The following is a 21,612-nucleotide window of genomic DNA, read 5'->3' as shown; positions in this document are numbered from 1 at the left end:
TGCATTTATCGGGCCACTCCGGGCAGCCACTGACGTTATCAGCGTAGAATCGTAGCAAACGGTCATTAACAGATAGCAGGCGAGTTTTCTGTGACCTGGGCCGAAAAAAAAGCAGTGACGCCGTAGAGGCGCCGCTGCTTTCATAACCCTGAGTCAGAACAGATATCAGGCGAGTTTTGGGAAGGTCGCGACTTTATTAACCGTGTTGTGGTCAACGCTGCGCGGTTCAATGCGTTCCAGGTCTTTCAGGAAGCCTTCACGCCAGGCGGTAATATCATTTTTACGCAATACCGCCATCATGTCGTTGTAGCGTGAAATCCTTTCGGTACGCGGCATAGTAATCGCCCTATCCAGCGCGGCGGCCACTTCATCACGGTCATACGGATTCACAATCAGCGCGGAGGTGAGCTCGTTAGCCGCACCCGCAAAGCGCGACAGCACCAGTACACCAGGATCATCCGGGTCCTGCGCAGCCACGTACTCTTTCGCCACCAGGTTCATACCGTCACGCAGCGGCGTAACCAGACCGACATCGGTCAGACGGAAGATTTTCATCAGCAGGCGACGGTCAAAATGCTGGTTAAGGTAGTAGAGCGGGGTCCAGCCCAGCGTACCGTATTTACCATTGATGCGCCCTGCTTCGGTTTCCAGCTGATGACGGATATCCTGATACGCCTGCACATCGCCGCGCGAGGTCGGAGCAATCTGCGAGTAGCGAATTTTGCCGCGATGCTGCGGGAAGTTCTCCAGCAGCGCTTCATAGGCAAGAAAACGCTCAGGCAGACCTTTGGAATAGTCGAGACGTTCGCAGGCAATAATATTGCGTGCATCGCCCAGCTCTTTCTTCATGGCGGCCATTTTTGGTGGCAGCGGCCCTTCGGCCATCTCTTTAATACTGTCTGGCTCAATCCCGATGGGATAAACCTCAGTCATAAAGGTGTTGCCAAAGGCGCGATGTTTTTTGTCGCCCTTATTCTGCAGCTGAGTGAGCTGGCTGACGCTGTCGAGGAAGGCCACCCGATCCGATTCGGTCTGGAAACCCAGCAGGTCATATTCGCACAGCATTTCCAGAAGCTCTTTGTGCGGCGGCAGCGCATTAAATATTTCAGGCGTCGGGAAAGGAATATGCAGGAAGAAGCCGATGCGGTTATTAATGCCCGCCCGACGCAGCGCGGCTGCAAACGGTAAAAAGTGATAATCGTGGATCCAGACAATATCATCCGGCTTGATCAGCGGTTTTAAACGCTGTGCCACCGCATCGTTAACGTCGCAATACCCTTCCCAGGCTTCCCGCTGGAACTGCACCAGGTCAAGGCGATAATGGAATGCGGGCCAGATGACAGTGTTTGAGAACTGGCAATAGTAGAGATCGTAATCGTTCTGGCTCAGCGGGAACGAGGCATACTCAATACCCTCATGTTCCTGAACCGTGACTTCTTCTACCTCTTCGCCTGTGTACTCGCTGATTTCACCGTTCCAGCCAAACCACAGTCCACCGGTGCTTTTCAGTGCATCGAGAATACCGACGGCCAAACCGCCAGCGCTGGTTTTTGACCCATCGGGCATGGCGACACGGTTAGATACAACCACTAAACGACTCATAACCTAAACTCCTTACCGACGTTGTCTTGATCTGATAGTAATAATGTTCTTTCCAGCCAGCCGTAAACCGCATCGACATCATGAAGCCGATAATGGGCCTGGGTGGAACCTTCTCCGACTTTGATCGAGACGCCCTGCCGTGCGTTCACGGCCAGAAAGCCCTTCTCATCCGTCAGATCGTCGCCAATAAAGACCGGCGTACGTCCGGCAAAAGGGGGCTGCTGCATAAAGTCGCTGATTGCGGCGCCTTTATCGATACCTGCCGGTTTAATCTCAACCACACATTTCCCCGGCTGAAGCGCCAGTCCGGGAAAACGTTTCACTGACTGTTCAGCCAGTCGCATCACATCCTGCTCATGCTGCATCGCCTGGCGGTAGTGAAGTGCGAAAGCCATGCCTTTTACCTCCAGCTGGGTGCCAGGCCATGATGCCATGGCATCCTGCAATTCCGCCCTGAGCGATTGCTCCACCTTGACCGGCAGGCTGATGCGTTGCAGATTACCCTCTGCATCACGGCGCTCTGCACCATGTACGCCCGCAGCCGGGCCGTGCCAGGGAGCGGCCAGCGCATCAAGTTGTTCTATGGGTCTGCCGGAGACCAGCGCCAGCGCGCCCTGCGAGAGTGCAGAGAGCTGCTGCAGTTGCGCGATGACCTGCTCAGGAATAAATACCGCTTCGGGACGGGACTGAATCGCTGCCAGCGTGCCGTCGACATCAAAAAAGAAGGCGTACTGCCCGCCGCTTAATGTCGGGTACCTGGCATGGGTGTCTGCCGCTTGGGTCACGTTACTTCTCCTGAAAATCGAATTTTAATAAAACATTGAGTTAAAACAAGAATGTCCTGACGCAGTCAGGTCAGCAAGCGGGAAATTCTGATAAAGCGGTGATTGAGGGATAAAACGCGGTAACGGGATAGGTCACTCTCCTCAAACTTGCAAGCGCATTGCTGACAATACTGGCTAACTGAGAACATCTTCACAGTAAGTGTAGTCATTAACAGGGGTTATGCCAGAAAGATGCAGGTTTCATGCCAGCCGCTGCGGTTAAGTCAGCATAAAAGCACCATTCAATTCTGCTTCGCTTCCGATGATCAGGCCAGACACGATCCGCTGCTGACTGGAGTCACGCACGTATCGCACCCGGCAGAGTCGGCCCCCCCAAAGCTTAAGGCTCTTAAGGTATTCCTAATATTGAAAGCGCATTCTCGTGACACTTTTATTACTCTGGTTCCTGCTCACATGGCGTTTACCCTGAAGAGGCCGCTGATTAGCCGCCTTACGTTGCTGATTCTGGCTGCGGTTTACATCGCGGTTTTCCTTAACGTTGCCTATTACCGTCAGGTGCTGGCGGTGATGCCGCTGAACGACCTGCACACCACGCTGGTCTTTTTATCGATGCCGCTGGTCGCCTTTAGCGTGATCAATATCGTGATTACGCTGGCCTCGTTTATCTGGCTGGATCGGCTGCTGACCGCGCTGTTTATTCTGCTCTCCGCCTCGGCACAGTTCTTTATTCACACCTATAACATCGTGGTCGATCGCTCAATGATCACCAACATGATGGATACCACCGCCTCGGAATCTTTTGCGCTGATTACGCCACAGCTGCTTGTGACCCTGCTCACCTCGGGCGTGCTGATGACGTTGCTGCTGTTCTGGCCGCGAATCAAAAAGCAGCAGTGGCGCGGCGTGCTGGCGCGACTGCTCAGCGTATTGCTGTCAGCGGCGCTGATTGTGCTGATCGCCCTGCTCTTCTATAAAGATTACGCCTCGCTGTTCCGTAACAACCGCGAGCTGGTAAAAGCGCTGAGCCCCTCTAACAGCATCGCGGCGACGCTCTCCTGGTATAAGCATGAGCAGTTACAGAACGCGCCGCTGATGCGTATCGGTGAAGATGCGCATCTGCAGCCCAGCCGCAGCAGTGGCAAACCTAACCTGACGATTCTGGTGCTGGGCGAAACCTCGCGTGCGCAAAATTTCTCGCTGGGCGGTTACGGTCGTCTGACCAATCCCTTGCTGGCGAAAGATGATGTGATCTATTTCCCGCACACCACCTCGTGCGGAACGGCGACGGCAGTTTCCGTGCCCTGCATGTTCTCCAATATGCCGCGCGCCCACTATGATGATGTGCTGGCCGCCCATCAGGAGGGGTTGCTGGATATTATTCAGCGCGCCGGGATTAGCGTGTTGTGGAATGAGAACGATGGGGGCTGTAAAGGAGCCTGCGATCGCGTTCCGCATCAGGACATGACCAGCCTGAACCTGCCCGGCATGTGTATTGATGGTGAGTGTTACGACGACGTGCTGTTCCACGGTCTGGATGAGTACATTGGTCAGTTAAAAGGCAACGCGGTGATTGTGCTGCACACCATTGGCAGTCATGGCCCGACTTATAGCCATCGCTATCCGCCACAGTTTCGTCAGTTTGAACCGACCTGCGACACCAACCAGATTCAGGACTGTTCGCAACAACAGTTGATCAACACCTATGACAATACGCTGGTCAATGTGGATCACATCGTCGATAAAGCCATTAACGTACTGCGTGCACATCAGGACCGCTTCACCACCAGCCTGGTCTATCTGTCTGACCATGGCGAATCCCTGGGTGAAAATGGTGCTTACCTGCATGGCCTGCCCTATGCTATCGCGCCGGACACCCAGAAACATGTGCCGTTGCTGATCTGGCTCTCCGATGATTATCAGAAACGTTATGCGGTTAATCGCGGCTGTCTGAATAAACTGGCGGCGACAGACGATTTTTCACAGGATAATCTGTTTTCAACCATGCTGGGATTAACCGGCACCGCGACCCACGAATATGTGCCTGCGGATGATATTTTGACGTCGTGTCGGAGCCAACCTTAATGAAGATACTGATTGTTGAAGATGATGCCCTGCTGCTGCAGGGTCTGATGCTGGCGCTGGAAGGGGAAGGCTATGTCTGTGATGGCGTTACGCGGGTGCGGGATGCTGAAGCGCATTTCGCCAGCGGCCTGTATAGCCTGGTGGTGCTGGATCTTGGCCTGCCGGATGAAGATGGACTGCATTTTCTGATACGCCTGCGGCGGCAGAAGAAGATGACGCCGGTGCTGATCCTGACCGCACGCGACACCATCAGCGAACGCATTGCCGGACTCGACGCAGGCGCGGACGACTATCTGATCAAACCGTTCTCGCTGGATGAGTTGCTGGCGCGTATCCGCGCCCTGATTCGCCGCCACGTCAATCAGGGCGACAGTCATGTCAGAGTGGGTGCGCTGGCGCTGGATATGACCCATCGCCAGATTACGCTCAGCGACGTACTGCTGGATCTGACACCCAAAGAGTTTGCGATTCTGTCACGACTGATGCTCAAGGCCGGGAATCCGGTTCACCGTGAAATTCTCTACCAGGATATCTATAACTGGGAGACCGAGCCTTCTACTAATACCCTGGAAGTGCATATCCATAATCTGCGCGACAAAATCGGCAAAAGCGCTATCCGCACCGTGCGCGGTTTTGGCTATGCGCTGGTGACGCAGGATGGCGTTCGTGAGGCAACATGATAAGACGTTTCGATCATCGCAGTATGCGCTTTCGTCTCATCCTGACCATCGGTCTGATCCTGCTGGTTTTCCAGGTGATCAGCGTGGTCTGGCTATGGCATGAGAGCAAAGAGCAGATTCAGTTTCTGGTGGAAGCGCAGCTGCAGAAGCGCAACATGGACAGTCATGTTAAGCGTGAAGTGCATGAAGCGGTAGCCAGCCTGGCGGTGCCAAGTCTGGTGATGATTACCCTGACGCTGCTGCTCTGCTATCAGGCGGTGAAGTGGATTACCCGGCCGCTTTATCAGCTGCAGCGCGAACTGGAGAGTCGCAGCGAAGAGAATCTTGATCCCGTCGCCTGCCACAGTCAGGTTCAGGAGATCGATGCGGTGACGCAGGCGATAAACCAGCTGGTCGCGCGTCTGAACAGCAGTCTGGAGCGCGAACGGTTGTTCACCGCCGACGTGGCACATGAGCTGCGCACGCCGCTGGCGGGATTGCGGCTCCATCTGGAGTTAATCGAACGTAACAGCAATGTCAAAGTTCAGCCGCTGGTGCAGCGCCTGGATCAGATGACGCACAGTGTGTCGCAGCTGCTGAATCTGGCACGCGCAGGACAGTCTTTTACCTCTGGCACCTATCAGAACGTGGGGCTGATTGAAGATGTGATCCTGCCAATGGAGGCAGAGCTGAGTATCATGCTGGAGGCGCATCAGCAGACGCTGGTGCTCGATCTGCCGCAGGAGCAGTTTGTGCGTGGTGATGCCACGCTGCTGAAGATGTTGCTGCGTAACCTGGTCGAGAACGCCCATCGCTACAGCCCGGATAACAGCACCATCAGTGTGCAGCTGGTGTTAGCTCCTCAGCCGATGCTGGTGGTGGAAGATCAGGGCCCGGGAATTGATGAGAGTAAAAGTGGCGAGCTGAGTAAAGCGTTTATCCGGATGGACAGTCGCTACGGCGGTATCGGACTCGGGCTGAGCATCGTCAGCCGCATCGTCCAGTTACACCGGTTTCAGTTTTTCTTAGAGAACCGCCGCGACCGAAGCGGTTGTCGTGCCGTGGTGAAGTTTTAAGCGCTGAACCAGGCGGAGAGGAACAGAACGACCGTAGCTGCGGCAATCAGCAGTGCAGCATATTCACTCATCGGACGCGGAGCAGTCACAGACAGGGCAACAGGAGCAGTTTTCATAGCATCATCCTCAGTTAAAGCAGGCAGTATCGCGATTGCATATTAAGGAAACCTTAAGCTCGCGACACTGCCGCTAAAAATGTCTGCGCTGCCAGACGCCGCCATCAACCTCGCATTTCTGCCCGCTGACACGCCTGCTGCATCCGCCCGGTGCTCTACACTTAATGGCTACGTTCCGTTTCAGGAGTTACGCCATGAGCCAACGCATGCACAAATATGCTTTTCCGGTCAGCAAAGCCCGCAAATACCTTGAGCCCGGACCGGTGCTGCTGCTCAGTTCGCAGTACAAAGATCAACATGACATCATGACGCTCGGCTGGCACACGGTGCTGGAGTTTTCTCCGTCACTGGTTGGCTGCATGATTGCCGGTATGAACCACAGCCATGAGCTTATCCGCAACAGCGGTCAGTGCGTGCTGAACATTCCTTCTGCCTCGCTGATTGATGAAGTTGTGGCAATCGGCAACAGCCACGGTGACAGCATTGATAAGTTTGAGGCATTTGGCCTGACGCCGGAACCCGCTCAGGTGGTTGGCGCGCCGATGATTGCCGAATGTTTTGCCAGCTTTGAGTGTCAGCTTTATGACGATTCGATGGTCGCTAACTACAACCTGTTTATTTTTGAGATTGTTAAAGCGCACGTTGCCGAGCAGCCGGAATACCCCACTACCCTGCACTACACTGGCGAAGGCCGGTTCAGCGTGATGAGCGACAAAATACTGGATAAGAGCGGCGATTTTAAACCGGAGATGCTGATCTAGTTGAAAGCGCTCTTCTGCGCCCCCATTCACCTCTTTCGACCTGACAGGAGTAAATTATTATGGCAATCGAATACGCAGTTATCGCTGGCGGCTGTTTCTGGTGTACCGAAGCGGTATTTAAGGATGTTATCGGCGTAGAGTCGGTAGAAAGCGGTTATACCGGCGGTGCTCGTCCTAATCCGACTTATGAGCAGGTCTGCAGCGGTGCGACCGGTCATGCGGAAGCGATCCGCATTGGCTTCGACCCGGATAAAGTCAGCTTTGGCGATCTGCTGGATATCAGCTTTGTGACGCATGATCCGACCCAGCTTAACCGTCAGGGTAATGATATTGGCACCCAGTATCGTTCCGCCATTTTCCCGGCCAATGCAGAGCAGGAAGCGGAAGCACGCGCCGCCATTGCCCGCGCTCAGGCTGACCATGATGTGCCGGTGGTGACCACCATTGAGCCGCTGAAAGAGTGGTATCCCGCTGAAGCTTATCATCAGGATTACTGGGAAGGCGCGGGCCAGCGCAACGGCTACTGCATGGCGGTCATTCCACCGAAATTGCAGAAGCTGCGGAAAAGTTTCGCTAACAGAGTAAAGAGCTGATTCCGGCATCAGTCGGGGCAGCGTCTGACCAGTAACGAGGCTGAGAACGCCGCCCCGAGTTATTTGCTGCTATAAAACTCACCTGACCGGGCTCATCAGTTTGGCGGGATGTGGCCGATAAAACGGCGGGTTTTATGCCGCAGTAAATCAATTCGTTCAGAGCTTAAGCGAATAGATCAAAAGAGAAAAATAGTGCTTGACCGTTTTCAGTCGACTCCCTATAGTACCGCCCCGTTGACCCATCGCGGTCAGCGAAGTAAATCTGGTGAGGTGTCCGAGTGGCTGAAGGAGCACGCCTGGAAAGTGTGTATACGGCAACGTATCGAGGGTTCGAACCCCTCTCTCACCGCCATCTTCAAAGAAGAGCCTGAACTTTTGTTCAGGCTCTTTTTTTTGCATATTTCACGCTGAGAGAGTGTGATAACCCCCGCCGGGGAACGACCGCGGGCGCAGTCCTGCCCCACAATAAGAAAACCCGGCCGGAGCCGGGTTTGGGCGCTACACTTCTACTCAATCAAACGCTAGCTATACGCGTGCAGGGTGCGCTGACACAGCGCAGAACGCACACAATCTTCTTTGCCGAAGCGTACAATGCCAACCATCTCGTCCTCTTCGAAACGCGCCAGCGCGTCTGCGAGACCGGAAGGCACCCCAGCGGGCAAGTCGCACTGGGTAATATCGCCGTTAACAATGACCGTGACGTTTTCGCCCAGTCGGGTCAGGAACATTTTCATCTGCGCGGCGGTGACGTTCTGCGCCTCGTCCAGAATTACCACAGCATTTTCGAAAGTGCGACCACGCATATAGGCGAACGGTGCAATCTCTACCTTGGCAATTTCCGGACGCAGACAATATTGCATAAAGGATGCGCCAAGACGTTTAACCAGAATGTCATAAACCGGGCGGAAATAAGGCGCGAATTTCTCAGAAATATCGCCGGGAAGGAATCCCAGATCCTCATCTGCCTGCAGTACCGGGCGCGTAACGATAATCCTGTCGATATCCTTATTAATCAGGGCCTCAGCCGCTTTTGCGGCACTGATCCAGGTTTTACCGCACCCGGCTTCACCGGTTGCGAAGATCAGCTGTTTTCTCTCTATGGCGTTAAGATAGTGCGCCTGAGCTTCATTACGGGCTTCAATCGGCAACCGGTCACGCGTATCGCGCGCCATGCCAATGGCATCCAGTCCACTCATATGCACCAGCGAAGTGACCGACTCTTCTTCACGCTGACGATGACTTCTTGAGTCACTACGAAGCACTCTTCTTGCTTCACGACGCGCTTTGATCACTGCTTTCTGTCTTCCCATAGTGGCACCTTTCAGTTGGTTTCATTTCCTGCGTCAGGCCGGTGGCCCGTTGCGATAACGTGAACGCTTTAGAGGTTTCAGTTGGCTTCCTTTTGAGCCATGACAGGACAGGATAGTGGGTATGCAGCAGCGCAATAGCGTAGCTGAACACCGGATAAAACAGGATGCGATAAGACAAAAGAGATGGTTGAAGGAAGGAAGAAATAACGAGGCAGAATTGCCCTCGCGGTCAGGCGCAATCTATTTACTGACAGTGACTTTCCATTAAAGACTCGACCCATGCGCGAACTCCAGTGTGATACATCAACACATCCGATTACGCCTGTTTAATAAAGTGCACCATTTTGTTGGGCCTTTGCAATAGTAATTTTACCTGCTGGCAAAAGAATTGCTAATCACGTGTATGTATTTCTTTTAAGGCAAAATGTAAAATCTTTTAACTACAGTGCATTAGCTTATTTTATATATGCCAGACAACCGCTAAAACTCAGTTTAACCTCAGTCAGCAAAGCACGAAAACCGTAAAACGTGGGCGACCAGAACAGGTACGCCCACAGTGGTTGAATTTTAATCAGGCTTCCAGCAACGACTGCGCTAAATAACGGCTGGCGTCTGGTACACCGGGCAAAACAAAAAAGTAACCGCCACCAAAAGGCCGGATATATTCTTCCAGCGCTTCGCCGTTCAGGCGCCGCTGCACCGTGAGAAAGCCGCGTTCCAGATCGTGCTGATAGCAGACGAATAGTAACCCCATCTCCAGCTGTCCCGATGCAGAGATACCCGCGGAGTAACTGTAGCCGCGCCGCAGCATCAGGCTGCTTGCCGTCTCTGGTGTGCGGGGATTGGCAAGACGGATGTGCGCATCCAGCGCAATCACTTCGCCGTCCGGATCACGGGCGTAATCCGGAACGTCGCGCTCATGCTGCATCCCCAGCGGCGCGCCACTTAATTTCTCGCGACCAAAGATAGTCTGTTGCTCGCCCAGCGGCGTGCGATCCCACATTTCGACGTGAAAGCGGATTAACCGTACAGCCTGATAGCTGCCATTGCGCGCCCAGACCGGTTCGTCCTGATCGTCGGTCACCCACAGCAGCTGATTCATCAGAGCAGGGTTGTGGGTATCCGGATTGGCGGTGCCATCTTTGAAACCCAGCAGGTTGATCGGGGTCTCCTGCCCCTGACTGCGCGCGGCGTGATCGGAGATAAAGCCCTCACGCCGCCAGCGTACGCCAAGGAGGTCAGGCGTATGCTTGATGATATCCCGCAGGGCATGAATCACCGTATCCTGAGTGTTGGCACAGAGCTGCAACAGCAGATCGCCATGACACTGACTGGCATCCAGCGAATCATTGGGAAAGCGAGTCATCGGCTGCAATTTTTTCGGTTTGTGCGGCGCCAGACCAAAGCGTTCGTCAAACAGTGAGTTGCCGACCGACACGGTAATCGTCAGATTATCAGGCGCGATAGTCGCCCCAAGAATGCCGGAATCCATTGGCGGCAAACGCGGATTGGTGACTACCGGTGCCGGACCGCCCGTGGTCAGGAAAGCGATACGCTGGGTCAGCAACCGGAACAGACGCACCAGCTCCGCTTTATCGCTGCTGAGCAGATCAAACGCCACCAGCATCATCGATGCCTGCTGTGGCGTCGTGATACCCGCCTGATGCTGACCATAAAACGGCTGCATCTGCTGTCGGGCCTGCGGCGTAACCGTCCCCGGCGAAAAGCTGTCGGCGGCGGCTGCATGGAACGGACAGCCGCCGCCCAGCGCTGCCGCGCCACCCAGCAGCCCCAGCCCTTTAAGTAACCGACGACGCGCAGGCTGCGCGTCATCTTCCTTGCGACTCATGATTAATCCAGACCCAGGGTGCCACGAAGTAATGAAAGATCTTCCGCCAGTGCGGTGATCGGTCCTTTCAGCGCGTTACGGTCGGCGCTGGTCAGTTTCTCATAGGATTCAAAACCGGTTTGGGTGCGGTACTTACTCAGGATCGCATCCACTTTTTTGAAGTTGGCGTCAACCTTGGCCAGCAACTGCGGATTGGCTTTGCTTACCATGGGTCGCAGCAGCTCAACGATTTTCTGCGCGCCATCAATGTTCGCCTGGAAGTCCCACAGGTCAGTCCGGCTGTAGCGATCTTCTTCACCGGAAATTTTGCTGGAAGCGACCTCTTCAATCAGGCCGGCTGCGCCGCCGACCACTTTGGCTGGCGGGAAGGCCAGTTCGCTGATGCGCACCTGCAAATCTTTCACATCTTTATTCAGCTGCTCAGCGTAGTCCGCCATGCCTTTCGTGCTGTTATCAGCAAACAGCGCTTTCTCCAGACGGTGGAAACCGGTGAACTTAGGATCGGCCGCTTTTTTCTCATAGTCATCTTCACGGGCGTCAATGCTGCCGTCGAGATCGGAGAAGAGCTCAGCAATCGGCTCAATGCGCTCATAATACTGACGGGTCGGAGCAAACAGCGATTTGGCTTTTTCAACATCACCCGCTTTAACGGCGTCAGTAAAGGCCTGGGTGTTGCTCACCAGCTGGTTCACCTGGTCGGTCACATAGGCTTTATATTCGGTGATCGGGCCTTCCAGCTGCATACGTGCTGAGGTGCCACTTTTCGCCGCGCCCTCACCTGCCTGCACGATCAGCTTGCCTTTTGGATTGCTCAGCAGCCCACAGGTCATCTCATATTCGCCCGCCTCCAGATTGGCGGTCAGTTTCTGACTGAAGCCCGGCGCGATATTCTCACGCTCTTCAACCACCATCACGCCTTTGAGGATCTCCCACTCCAGCGCTTTCTGGCTGTTGTTTTTAATCAGGAACTGGGTCTTACCGGCCTTGACCGTTAAGCTCATCGGCTCGCACTGCTTGTCGGTGACGCTTACGGTAACCTGAGGAACCGCCGCGGCCGCCGTTGCGGAGATCGCCAGCAGAGGAAGCAGCAGTGCCTTGCGGCGGAAACGCATTGTCATCTCTCTTTCCCTATCATGTTGCAGGCGTAAGATGCGCCCGTTAAATGTCAAATTACACAGTGGCCGACGCAGCAGAACGCGCAGGCATAAAGAACAGAATCAGCGCCGGGATCAGGTAGGCAAAGTAAACGGTCACTTCACTGACGCTTGGGGACTCCTGATAACCCAGCACCCCTTCCAGCAGGGTGCCGAACAGCGAATGGGTCGATAAGGTATTGCTGAGATCGAAGGCGACATCCTGAAAGCGATTCCATAAACCCGCTTCGTGGAAGGCGCGGATGGCGCCCGCTGCCAGACCCGCGGCGACAAACAGGATGAATACGCTGGTCCAGCGGAAGAAATGGGCCATGTTAAGACGGATACCGCCCCAGTAGAGCAGCATGCCCAGCACGACCGCGGTTGCCAGACCCAGCACCGCGCCAATCGGCGGCGCATAACCGACATCCTGGGTAAACGCCGCCAGCAGGAAGAACACCGACTCCAGCCCTTCGCGCGCCACGGCAAGAAACACCATCAGCACCAGTGCCAGACCGCCACGACCTGAGCGTTGCAGCGCCTGATCGACCGCCTGTTCAAGCTCGACCCTGATGTTGCGGGCGACTTTGCGCATCCAGAAAACCATTGAGGTGAGGATCACCACTGCAATCAGCGCCACGATGCCCTCAAACAGCTCCTGCTCTTTCTGCGGGAACTCACCGGTGGTGGCATTGATGAACAGACCCAGGCCCAGACAGAGCCCGGCGGCAATAAACACGCCAGCCCACATCGCGGGAAACCATTGGGTACGCTGGGTGCGTTTGAGATAGCTGGCTATCAGGCTGACTATCAGCGCGGCTTCAAGCCCTTCGCGTAGCATGATGAGAAAAGGAACAAACATCGCCAACCTCTTGAATGTTAAGCAGCGTCAATAAACAGTAAAATAAGGTAAAGTGTAAACGATACCGATTATCATTATCGCTGAAAAAAAAACAAGTTGCCGGTGGAGATAATTTCATCTTTGAGTGGTTTATCTTTGTAACAAAAAAGCCCGCCCCTTTCGGGACGGGCCAGGCGATTAACGCCTCGCTTATTTTGTCTGGAACTCCGCCTCTGCAGCGGCAAAGCGCTGCTGCGCTTCTGCTGATGGCTCACGGCCCATCAGCGTGAACACCACAATGGCGATGCTGGCGAAAATGAAGCCCGGGATGATTTCATACAGTCCCAGCCAGCCATACTGTTTCCACACCAGCACGGTCAGCGCACCGACGATCATGCCCGCCAGCGCACCGTTGCGGTTCATCCGCTTCCAGCAGACACCAAACAGTACCACCGGACCAAACGCCGCACCGAAGCCCGCCCAGGCGTAGCTCACCAGGCCCAGCACGCGGTTTTCCGGGTTAGCCGCCAGCGCGATCGCAATCAGCGCCACCAGCAGCACCATCAGACGCCCTACCCATACCAGCTCTTTCTGGCTGGCATTTTTACGCAGTAAGCCTTTGTAGAGATCTTCGGTCAGGGCGCTGGAGCAGACCAGCAGCTGACAGCTCAGCGTTGACATCACGGCTGCCAGGATCGCTGACAGCAGAATACCGGCAATCCACGGGTTGAACAGGATACGCGCCAGCTCGATAAAGACCCGCTCCGCATTGGCGTTAACGCCAACCGCCAGCGTCGGGTTGTTCTGGAACCAGGCGATACCGAAGAAGCCCACCGCCACGGCACCGGCCAGACAGAGCACCATCCAGGTCATACCGATACGGCGAGCGGTACGGATTGAACGATGCGAATCTGCCGCCATAAAGCGCGCCAGAATATGGGGCTGCCCGAAGTAGCCCAGGCCCCAGCCGAGCAGGGAGATCACCGCAACGAAGTTCAGTCCCTTCAGCATGTCGAGGTTTTCCAGGCTCTTCGCTTCAATCACCGCCAGCGAATCAGACCAGCCGCCGACCGCGATAATCACAAACACCGGCGTCAGGATCAGCGCAAAAATCATCAGGCTCGCCTGAACGGTATCGGTCCAGCTCACCGCAAGGAAACCGCCCACCAGCGTATAGAGAATGGTCGCCGCTGCACCCGCCCACAGAGCGGTCTGGTAACTCATACCAAAGGTGCTTTCAAACAGACGCGCACCGGCTACCACGCCTGAGGCGCAATAGATGGTGAAGAACACCAGGATCACAATGGCGGAGATCACGCGCAGGATTTTACTGTGGTCCTCAAAGCGGCTGGTAAAGAAGTCCGGCAGCGTCAGGGCGTTGTTGTGATGTTCAGTCTGAACCCGCAGGCGACCGGCCACGATTTTCCAGTTCAGCCAGGCACCGATCGTCAGGCCAATCGCAATCCAGCTTTCAGAGATACCGGAGATGAAGATCGCACCCGGTAAGCCCATCAGCAGCCAGCCGCTCATATCGGATGCACCGGCAGAGAGTGCCGTGACCACGCTACCCAGACTGCGGCCACCGAGGATGTAATCATCAAAGTTTTTGGTCGAGCGATAAGCCACAAACCCGATTAATACCATCCCAAGAATATAAACCAAAAAGGTCACCAGCAAAGGTGTACTTACACTCATCTGTCTCTCCACTTATTATTTGATATCCCAGAGAAATCGCCAGCTACCCGCCTGCCGGAACGGGGCAAAGCGGGCCGATTTTCTTCGTCAGGGCGTCACTCATTTCCCAGCGGCGCGGTATCCTGCCGGAAAGGCGTTGTGCGCACAATGGATTTAACACAGGCGTTACAGTGATTTCACTAACCGTTTGTGAAAACGTGCTCATAGGTTGCACTCGCTCACAGTTATCCGGTTGCACCGTCGTATTACCTGTCTGAAACCCGCTTTTCATCGGGTCTGCCAGCCTGGCGAGGATCTTGCAGCAATATCCGTGCCGCATTGCGGGATTTAACAATCGTCGACGTTAAAAGGGTGTTAACTGGCTCACATTTAACACGGTTGCACAAAGTTGCAACTTAAGTGATAGTGCAGCCAACGCCGTATCGAACCATTATCAAGGAGCTCTGGAGTCATGGCTACAACCACCATGGGTGTAAAACTGGATGACGCGACACGCGAGCGCATCAAACTGGCTGCGCAGCGCATCGATCGCACGCCACACTGGCTGATTAAACAGGCGATCTTTAACTACCTGGGCCAGCTGGAAACCGGCGATACCGTGCCGGAGATCCCGCTTTCTGCTCAGGCGGCCGCAGAGTCCGACGACACCCAGCCAGAGGAGACGCACCAGCCGTTCCTTGATTTCGCAGAGCAGATTTTACCTCAGTCAGTGACCCGTTCAGCGGTGACCGCCGCATGGCGTCGTCCGGAGACTGATGCGGTGCCAATGATGCTTGAACAGGCACGTTTACCGGCGGCGCTGGCAGAGAAAACCCATCAGCTGGCTTACCAGCTCGCCGACAAGCTGCGGCACCAGAAAGGGGCAACCGGACGCGCTGGCATGGTGCAGAGCCTGCTGCAGGAGTTCTCACTCTCCTCCCATGAAGGTGTGGCGCTGATGTGTCTGGCTGAAGCGCTACTGCGTATTCCCGACAAGCCAACGCGCGATGCGCTGATCCGCGACAAGATCAGCAACGGCAACTGGCAGTCACATCTGGGACGCAGCCCGTCACTGTTTGTCAACGCGGCGACCTGGGGCCTGCTGTTCACCGGCCGTCTGGTCTCGACCCACAACGAGTCGAATCTCTCAAGCTCGCTTAACCGCATTATCGGTAAGGGTGGCGAACCGCTGATCCGCAAAGGCGTGGATATGGCGATGCGTCTGATGGGCGAGCAGTTCGTCACCGGTGAAACCATTGCCGAAGCGCTGGCTAACGCCCGCAAGCTGGAAGAGAAAGGCTTCCGCTACTCCTATGACATGCTGGGCGAAGCGGCCCTGACGGCAGGCGATGCCAAAGCCTATCTGCTCTCTTATCAGCAGGCGATCCATGCCATTGGTAAAGCGTCGAATGGTCGTGGCATCTATGAAGGTCCCGGCATCTCTATCAAGCTCTCAGCACTGCATCCCCGCTACAGCCGGGCGCAGTATGAGCGCGTGATGGAAGAGCTCTACCCTATTCTGAAATCGCTGACGCTGCTGGCCCGCTCCTATGACATCGGCATCAACATCGATGCAGAAGAGGCGGACCGGCTGGAACTGTCGCTGGATTTACTGGAGAAACTCTGTTTCGAGCCAGAGCTGGAAGGCTGGAACGGCATTGGTTTTGTGATTCAGGCCTACATGAAACGCTGTCCGTTTGTGATTGATGAGCTGATCGATCTGGCGCAGCGCAGCCGCCGTCGCCTGATGATTCGTCTGGTGAAAGGCGCGTACTGGGACAGCGAAATCAAGCGCGCCCAGATGGAAGGACTGGAAGGCTATCCGGTCTACACCCGAAAGGTTTACACCGATATCTCTTATCTGGCCTGTGCCCGCAAACTGCTGGCCGTGCCAAGCCTGATCTATCCGCAGTTCGCCACCCACAACGCCCACACCCTGGCGGCGATTTATCAGCTGGCGGGCAACAACTACTATCCGGGTCAGTATGAGTTCCAGTGCCTGCACGGCATGGGCGAACCGCTCTATGAGCAGGTGGTCGGCAAAGTGGCGGACGGCAAGCTTAATCGTCCCTGCCGTATCTATGCGCCGGTCGGTACCCATGAAACCCTGTTGGCCTATCTGGTGCGCCGCCTGTTAGAAAACGGGGCCAACACCTCGTTTGTTAACCGCATTGCCGATACCTCGCTGCCGATTGATGAACTGGTGGCCGATCCGGTGAGCGCGGTGGAGAAACTGGGAGCCAGCGAAGGCGCCATTGGTCTGCCGCATCCGAAAATCCCCCTGCCGCGCGATCTGTATGGCGATAACCGCGTCAACTCTGCGGGTCTGGATATGGCCAACGAACACCGCCTTGCCTCACTCTCCAGCGCCCTGCTGAGCAGCGCCGCACAGCCCTGCCTGGCCGAGCCGATGATCGACGGTGAAGCGGGTGCCGGCGAGTTGCGCGACATTCTGAACCCGGCAGCGCCTGGCGACCGTGTAGGTCAGGTCCGTGAAGCCACAGAGCAGGAAGTTTCTGTGGCGCTGGATGCCGCGGTGAACAGCGGGCCAATCTGGTTTGCCACACCACCGCAGGAGCGTGCCGCCATTCTGGAACGCGCCGCACAGATCATGGAAGGCCAGATGCAGCAGCTGCTTGGCATCCTGGTGCGTGAAGCGGGCAAAACCTACAACAACGCCATCGCGGAAGTGCGCGAAGCGGTTGATTTCCTCTATTACTACGCCGGAATGGTGCGTGACGATTTCGACAACGAAACCCATCGTCCGCTGGGCCCGGTGGTCTGCATCAGTCCATGGAACTTCCCGCTGGCGATCTTTACCGGTCAGATTGCGGCTGCACTGGCAGCGGGCAACAGCGTGCTGGCCAAACCGGCCGAGCAGACACCGCTGATTGCCGCCCAGGCGGTTCAGATCCTGCTGGATGCGGGTGTGCCGCCAGGCGTGCTGCAACTGCTGCCTGGCCAGGGTGAAACCGTTGGTGCACAGTTGACCGGTGACGTTCGGGTGCGTGGCGTGATGTTTACCGGTTCAACTGCGGTGGCGACACTGCTGCAGCGTAATCTGGCGGGTCGCCTTGACCAGCACGGTCGTCCTGTGCCGCTGATTGCTGAGACCGGCGGGATGAATGCGATGATCGTCGACTCTTCCGCGCTGACTGAGCAGGTGGTGATCGATATCGTCGCCTCTGCCTTCGACAGTGCCGGACAGCGCTGTTCTGCCCTGCGCCTGCTCTGCATTCAGGAAGATGTCGCCGACCATACCCTGAAGATGCTGCGCGGCGCGATGGCGGAGTGCCGCATGGGCAATCCGGAACGCTTCTCGACCGACATCGGCCCGGTCATTGATGCCGAAGCGAAAGCCAATATCGATCGCCATATTCAGGCGATGCGTAATAAAGGCTTCACGGTCTATCAGGCGGTGCAGGATAACCCGCAGGACAGCAAAGAGTGGAATAGCGGTACCTTTGTTAAACCGACACTGATTGAGCTGGGTCAGGTCAGCGATCTCGATAAAGAGATTTTTGGCCCGGTGCTGCACGTGGTGCGTTTCACCCGCAATAACCTGCCGCAGCTGGTTGAGCAGATCAATGCGTCCGGCTATGGCCTGACGCTGGGCGTACATACCCGCATCGACGAAACGATTGCACAGGTCACGGCGAACGCCCGAGTCGGCAATCTCTACGTCAACCGCAATATGGTGGGCGCGGTGGTCGGCGTACAGCCGTTTGGTGGCGAGGGTTTATCCGGTACCGGTCCGAAAGCCGGCGGTCCACTCTATCTTTACCGCTTGCTGGCGCATCGTCCGGATAGTGCGCTGCGTCTGACTTTTGATCGTCAGGATGCAGAACGCCCGGCGGACAGCTCGCTGCGTCAGTCACTGCTGGCACCGCATCTGGCACTTAGCAACTGGGCTAAGGATAAGCCTGAACTGGCTGAACTCTGCCAGCACTATGGCGATCTGGCCCAGGCGGGCGTGGTCCGTCTGCTGCCTGGCCCGACAGGCGAGCGCAATACCTTCTCACTGTTGCCGCGTGATCAGGTGCTCTGTCTGGCTGATAACGAGCAGGATGCGTTAATCCAGCTGGCCGCGGTGACCAGCGTCGGCAGTAAAGCATTGTGGCAGGATGATGAGCTGCATCGCGCCCTGCTGGCCTCGCTGCCGGATGCAGTGAAAGCGCGCATCACGCTGGCGCGTGACCCGTTAGCAGCAGAGTTTGATGCAGTGATCTATCACGGCGATGCCGATCAGCTGCGTACCCTGTGTGAACAGATTGCCGCACGTGAAGGTGCGATTGTGTCGGTGCAGGGCTTTGCCCGCGGCGAGACCAATCTGCTGCTGGAACGTCTGCTGATTGAGCGTTCGCTGAGTGTGAATACCGCTGCGGCAGGCGGTAATGCTAGCCTGATGACCATAGGGTAGCGCTGAAGCTTAAGGGGGTTGTTTGCTGCGCGAATGGGCTGAGGTGCAGCGCTGAAGCTGGGATTGTTCGCTGCGCGAACGGGCTATGAGAAGGTTTCGTTCGCCTGGTAAGCCAGGCAGTTTCAGATTCGCCTCTGCAGGCGACCGACAAGGGGGCGCCAGTCGCCGCGCCCCCTTGACCCCGGGCTCCGGCCTGCTTCACCGCCGCTTCGCGGTTCCTTCGCTACTTCAGGATTTCTCACGGACCAGCGGGACGCGCCATCCCTGGCGCGAGCCCGCCTCTTCGCGACATCCCTGTCGCTCGTCCTGAAATCCCTCATCCGCTCAGCGGTTCTGACGGCCTCCCCACCCCCTCGCTGTTATCTTTTCTTTTTATGTTGGGTTCGCTGTCGCTGTGAGTTTGGAAATTGCCTATGACTTTCGGCTCAGCACACAGAATGGCATTCAACTCGCCCGCTGTTATCTCTGCTTTTTATGTTGAGTGCTTTATCGTTGTAATTTTTTGGGATTGCCTCTGAATTTTTGCTCAGCAGACCGAATGTTATTCAACCCACCCGCTGTTATCTCTGCTTTTTATGTTGAGTGCTTTATCGCTGTGGTTTTCTGGGATTGCCTCTGACTTTTGGGTCGGCAGACAGAGTGGCATTCAAACTAACCGCTGTTATCTCGTTTTCAGGTCACTCAGAGTGTTGCGGTGAGATTTCGGAATTGAGACTGGCTTTCGGGGCACCAGACAACGCTGCACTAAAGAAAACACAAAGAAATCACCGGCAGGGGTTTGCCAGAGGCGTCCGAAGCGCTGAGGAACAACCGCAGGCAAGGATGAGCCGACAGGACGTCGGCGAAAGGACGGTACGAGCCAGGGATGGCGAGTCCGGACGGTCCGTCGGCCGCAGGGCGTGACGAAGGCACCCCGCACAGCGGGGCGCGCAGGCACCCCGCACAGCGGGGCGCGCAGGCAGCCGGACGCCGGGATTGTTAAGGGGCGGGCGTCCGCCCCTTGACGCGTCCGCCTGCACAGGCAACCTGAAACTCCCCATCGCCTGGCGGGCGTAACCCTCTCAGCGCTAACGCGCGGCTAAGTGAACTAAGACGCCCCATCGCCTTGCAGGCGAAACCGCTCAGTGCAAGCCCGCTGCAAAGCGAAACCTTATGAATCTTTCCACGCTTTCAGCGGCCTGAGCCCAGCCAGTCCGGGTGACAAACCCACCGGCAGGGGCTTACCAGAGGCGTCCGCAGCGCTGAGGAACAACCGGAGGCCAGGATGAGCCGACAGGACGTCGGCGAAAGGACGGTACGAGCCAGGGATGGCGAGTCCGGACGGTCCGTCGGCCGCAGGGCGTGACGAAGGTCCCCCGCACAGCGGGGCGCGCAGGCAGCCGGACGCCGGGATTGTTAAGGGGCGGGCGTCCGCCCCTTGACGCGGCCGCCTGCACCGGCAACCTGAAACTCCCAAACGCCTGGCGGGCGAAACCCGCTCAGTGCTAACGCGCGGCTAAGTGACATGAAACTCCCCATCGCCTGGCGGGCGAAACCCGCTCAGTGCAAGCCCGCTGCAAAGCGTAACTTCCCCGCTGCTAAGCGTAACTTACCCACCGCTCGCGCCGCCAGGCGCCCTTTTCATTAACGTCGGGAACACAAACAGCGACTGCCCGACTCCGCGATTGGTCAGCGACCAGATTGCCACTGAACAGAGCGAGCAAAGCCCCACGATGGCCACCGGATAGAAACAGGCCCAGAGAAACGAAAACCACGCCTGCTCGAACAGATGATGCCGCTGCGCGAACAGAATCGCAGACATACCAAAGAACTCGATAAAAATACGGTGGATGACGTAAATCTGCAGCGTATTGCGGCCAACCCAGTTGAGATAGCGCATGCTGAAGTGCTGATTCAGCCAGCGACAAGCCGCGATACTGAATAACACCGCCAGTACACACAGGAACAGACTCTTATCCAGACCGAATAGCACATGAATCCCGGCGGCTGCCGCCAGAAGCGCCCAGGGCATCAGATTCTCACGCCGCCATTCACTCAGGCGCAGCATCGTCTGGCTCCAGAATGCCCCTAGCAGGAAGAACACAAAATATTGGGCCAGGCTCTGTGGTCCCCAGAACGGGATCACTTTTTCTGCCGCCAGATAATTCAGCAGGATCGCCACCGCCACCAGGGCCAGCTTATATTGACGGAAAACTTTGGCACAGAGGAAATAGAGTCCCAGCCCATACAGATACCACGAGGTGCTCATAGCCATAAAGGTAAGCTTGAGAAACTCGAATAGCGAACCCGCATAGGCGGCATTAAGGTTCTGCGAAATACGCTGGCCGGTAATTTCAGTAGAGATACCGATAATTGACCACCACTGAATAAACCCCCACAGAATATAGAGATAAAAAAGATTGGTAATGCGACTGGTAAATACCTGCTTCCAGGGCCGGTTCAGAATGCCATTGGTCGCCAGTAATCCCGAGACGAAGAAAAAGGCGGGCATACGCAGCGGCGACAGTACCGTATTAAACTGTATCCATATTTCGGCGGGGATCCATCCGGCAGAGAGATATTTCATCGTCCCTTCAAAGCCGGGTAAAACTGTGTGGTACAGGACCACCAGTAATATGCAGGCGCCCTTCAGGGTATCTACCCACAATATCTGATCTGACTTAGTCTGGTTCATTCAATGACTCCTGCTGTGTAGGTCAGAATGCTGGAAA

14 protein-coding genes and 1 tRNA gene are annotated in these 21,612 nt (G+C 56.0%); 7 read left to right on the top strand and 8 right to left on the bottom strand.

Annotated elements, in window-relative coordinates; translation table 11 throughout:
- Positions 1-165: 165 nt before the first annotated feature.
- Together otsA and otsB are read right to left on the bottom strand one after the other, a co-directional pair.
- Positions 166-1,602 (bottom strand): alpha,alpha-trehalose-phosphate synthase, encoded by a 1,437-nt coding sequence (gene otsA / locus ACVKSX_RS01705; RefSeq protein WP_060680405.1) that lies wholly within the window; start codon positions 1,600-1,602, stop codon positions 166-168.
- Positions 1,599-2,387 (bottom strand): trehalose-phosphatase, encoded by a 789-nt coding sequence (gene otsB / locus ACVKSX_RS01700; RefSeq protein ID WP_354438260.1) that lies wholly within the window; start codon positions 2,385-2,387, stop codon positions 1,599-1,601. Before otsB ends, otsA begins: the two co-directional genes overlap by 4 nt.
- 453 nt (positions 2,388-2,840) lie before the next feature.
- On the opposite strand from otsB, the gene eptA reads away from it, so the two are divergent.
- The 6 genes from eptA (at position 2,841) to ACVKSX_RS01670 (ending at position 8,026) form a co-directional block, all read left to right on the top strand.
- Entirely contained in the window at positions 2,841-4,469 is a 1,629-nt protein-coding gene (gene eptA / locus ACVKSX_RS01695; protein ID WP_163763029.1) for a phosphoethanolamine transferase EptA, read from the top strand.
- Positions 4,469-5,149 carry a two-component system response regulator PmrA gene (gene pmrA, locus ACVKSX_RS01690; protein ID WP_010670822.1) on the top strand — a complete coding sequence of 227 codons (681 nt, stop codon included), beginning with the start codon at positions 4,469-4,471 and terminating at the stop codon, positions 5,147-5,149. Before eptA ends, pmrA begins: the two co-directional genes overlap by 1 nt.
- The gene (gene pmrB / locus ACVKSX_RS01685) at positions 5,146-6,204 is read left to right on the top strand and encodes a two-component system sensor histidine kinase PmrB (RefSeq protein WP_167423309.1); all 1,059 of its coding nucleotides are present in this window, start codon (positions 5,146-5,148) and stop codon (positions 6,202-6,204) included. The genes pmrA and pmrB overlap by 4 nt, the downstream gene beginning before the upstream one ends.
- Positions 6,205-6,514: 310 nt before the next feature.
- Positions 6,515-7,081: a flavin reductase family protein gene (locus ACVKSX_RS01680; RefSeq protein WP_022625495.1), complete on the top strand. Its 567-nt coding sequence runs from the start codon at positions 6,515-6,517 to the stop codon at positions 7,079-7,081.
- 59 nt (positions 7,082-7,140) lie between these two features.
- The gene (gene msrA / locus ACVKSX_RS01675; RefSeq protein WP_010670823.1) at positions 7,141-7,674 is read left to right on the top strand and encodes a peptide-methionine (S)-S-oxide reductase MsrA; all 534 of its coding nucleotides are present in this window, start codon (positions 7,141-7,143) and stop codon (positions 7,672-7,674) included.
- 264 nt (positions 7,675-7,938) lie between these two features.
- Positions 7,939-8,026 (top strand) — tRNA-Ser (locus ACVKSX_RS01670).
- 169 nt (positions 8,027-8,195) lie between these two features.
- Here ACVKSX_RS01670 and phoH read toward each other — a convergent pair.
- The 5 genes from phoH to putP form a co-directional block, all read right to left on the bottom strand.
- Complete coding sequence (phoH, locus tag ACVKSX_RS01665; RefSeq protein WP_010258505.1) at positions 8,196-8,984, bottom strand: phosphate starvation-inducible protein PhoH; 789 nt, start codon at positions 8,982-8,984, stop codon at positions 8,196-8,198.
- Between the two features lie 571 nt (positions 8,985-9,555).
- Positions 9,556-10,833: an iron uptake transporter deferrochelatase/peroxidase subunit gene (gene efeB, locus ACVKSX_RS01660; protein ID WP_228312634.1), complete on the bottom strand. Its 1,278-nt coding sequence runs from the start codon at positions 10,831-10,833 to the stop codon at positions 9,556-9,558.
- Positions 10,834-10,835: 2 nt separating this feature from the next.
- Positions 10,836-11,951: an iron uptake system protein EfeO gene (gene efeO, locus ACVKSX_RS01655; protein ID WP_354438259.1), complete on the bottom strand. Its 1,116-nt coding sequence runs from the start codon at positions 11,949-11,951 to the stop codon at positions 10,836-10,838.
- A 52-nt stretch (positions 11,952-12,003) separates the two neighbouring features.
- Positions 12,004-12,828 (bottom strand): iron uptake transporter permease EfeU, encoded by an 825-nt coding sequence (gene efeU, locus ACVKSX_RS01650; RefSeq protein WP_010258496.1) that lies wholly within the window; start codon positions 12,826-12,828, stop codon positions 12,004-12,006.
- Between the two features lie 189 nt (positions 12,829-13,017).
- Positions 13,018-14,502, bottom strand: a complete 1,485-nt coding sequence (gene putP, locus ACVKSX_RS01645) for a sodium/proline symporter PutP (protein WP_060680413.1) — start codon at positions 14,500-14,502, stop codon at positions 13,018-13,020.
- Between the two features lie 451 nt (positions 14,503-14,953).
- On the opposite strand from putP, the gene putA reads away from it, so the two are divergent.
- Positions 14,954-18,901 carry a trifunctional transcriptional regulator/proline dehydrogenase/L-glutamate gamma-semialdehyde dehydrogenase gene (gene putA, locus ACVKSX_RS01640; protein WP_354438257.1) on the top strand — a complete coding sequence of 1,316 codons (3,948 nt, stop codon included), beginning with the start codon at positions 14,954-14,956 and terminating at the stop codon, positions 18,899-18,901.
- 1,588 nt (positions 18,902-20,489) lie between these two features.
- On the opposite strand, the gene ACVKSX_RS01635 is transcribed toward putA, so the two are convergent.
- Complete coding sequence (locus ACVKSX_RS01635; protein ID WP_010247569.1) at positions 20,490-21,575, bottom strand: acyltransferase family protein; 1,086 nt, start codon at positions 21,573-21,575, stop codon at positions 20,490-20,492.
- Between the last annotated feature and the right edge of the window lie 37 nt (positions 21,576-21,612).

The sequence above is a fragment of the Pantoea sp. PvP021 genome, assembly GCF_054056055.1.
Note: the sequence above shows the minus strand (reverse complement) of the source record. Positions and strands in the feature narration are given on the sequence as shown.

Bases quoted from the DNA above. Each gene is read 5' to 3' on its own strand.
- otsA (WP_060680405.1), bottom strand. From the start codon at position 1,602: ATGAGTCGTTTAGTGGTTGTATCTAACCGTGTCGCCATGCCCGATGGG.
- eptA (WP_163763029.1), top strand. From the start codon at position 2,841: ATGGCGTTTACCCTGAAGAGGCCGCTGATTAGCCGCCTTACGTTGCTG.
- pmrA (WP_010670822.1), top strand. From the start codon at position 4,469: ATGAAGATACTGATTGTTGAAGATGATGCCCTGCTGCTGCAGGGTCTG.
- pmrB (WP_167423309.1), top strand. From the start codon at position 5,146: ATGATAAGACGTTTCGATCATCGCAGTATGCGCTTTCGTCTCATCCTG.
- ACVKSX_RS01680 (WP_022625495.1), top strand. From the start codon at position 6,515: ATGAGCCAACGCATGCACAAATATGCTTTTCCGGTCAGCAAAGCCCGC.
- msrA (WP_010670823.1), top strand. From the start codon at position 7,141: ATGGCAATCGAATACGCAGTTATCGCTGGCGGCTGTTTCTGGTGTACC.
- phoH (WP_010258505.1), bottom strand. From the start codon at position 8,984: ATGGGAAGACAGAAAGCAGTGATCAAAGCGCGTCGTGAAGCAAGAAGA.
- efeB (WP_228312634.1), bottom strand. From the start codon at position 10,833: ATGAGTCGCAAGGAAGATGACGCGCAGCCTGCGCGTCGTCGGTTACTT.
- efeO (WP_354438259.1), bottom strand. From the start codon at position 11,951: ATGACAATGCGTTTCCGCCGCAAGGCACTGCTGCTTCCTCTGCTGGCG.
- efeU (WP_010258496.1), bottom strand. From the start codon at position 12,828: ATGTTTGTTCCTTTTCTCATCATGCTACGCGAAGGGCTTGAAGCCGCG.
- putP (WP_060680413.1), bottom strand. From the start codon at position 14,502: ATGAGTGTAAGTACACCTTTGCTGGTGACCTTTTTGGTTTATATTCTT.
- putA (WP_354438257.1), top strand. From the start codon at position 14,954: ATGGCTACAACCACCATGGGTGTAAAACTGGATGACGCGACACGCGAG.
- ACVKSX_RS01635 (WP_010247569.1), bottom strand. From the start codon at position 21,575: ATGAACCAGACTAAGTCAGATCAGATATTGTGGGTAGATACCCTGAAG.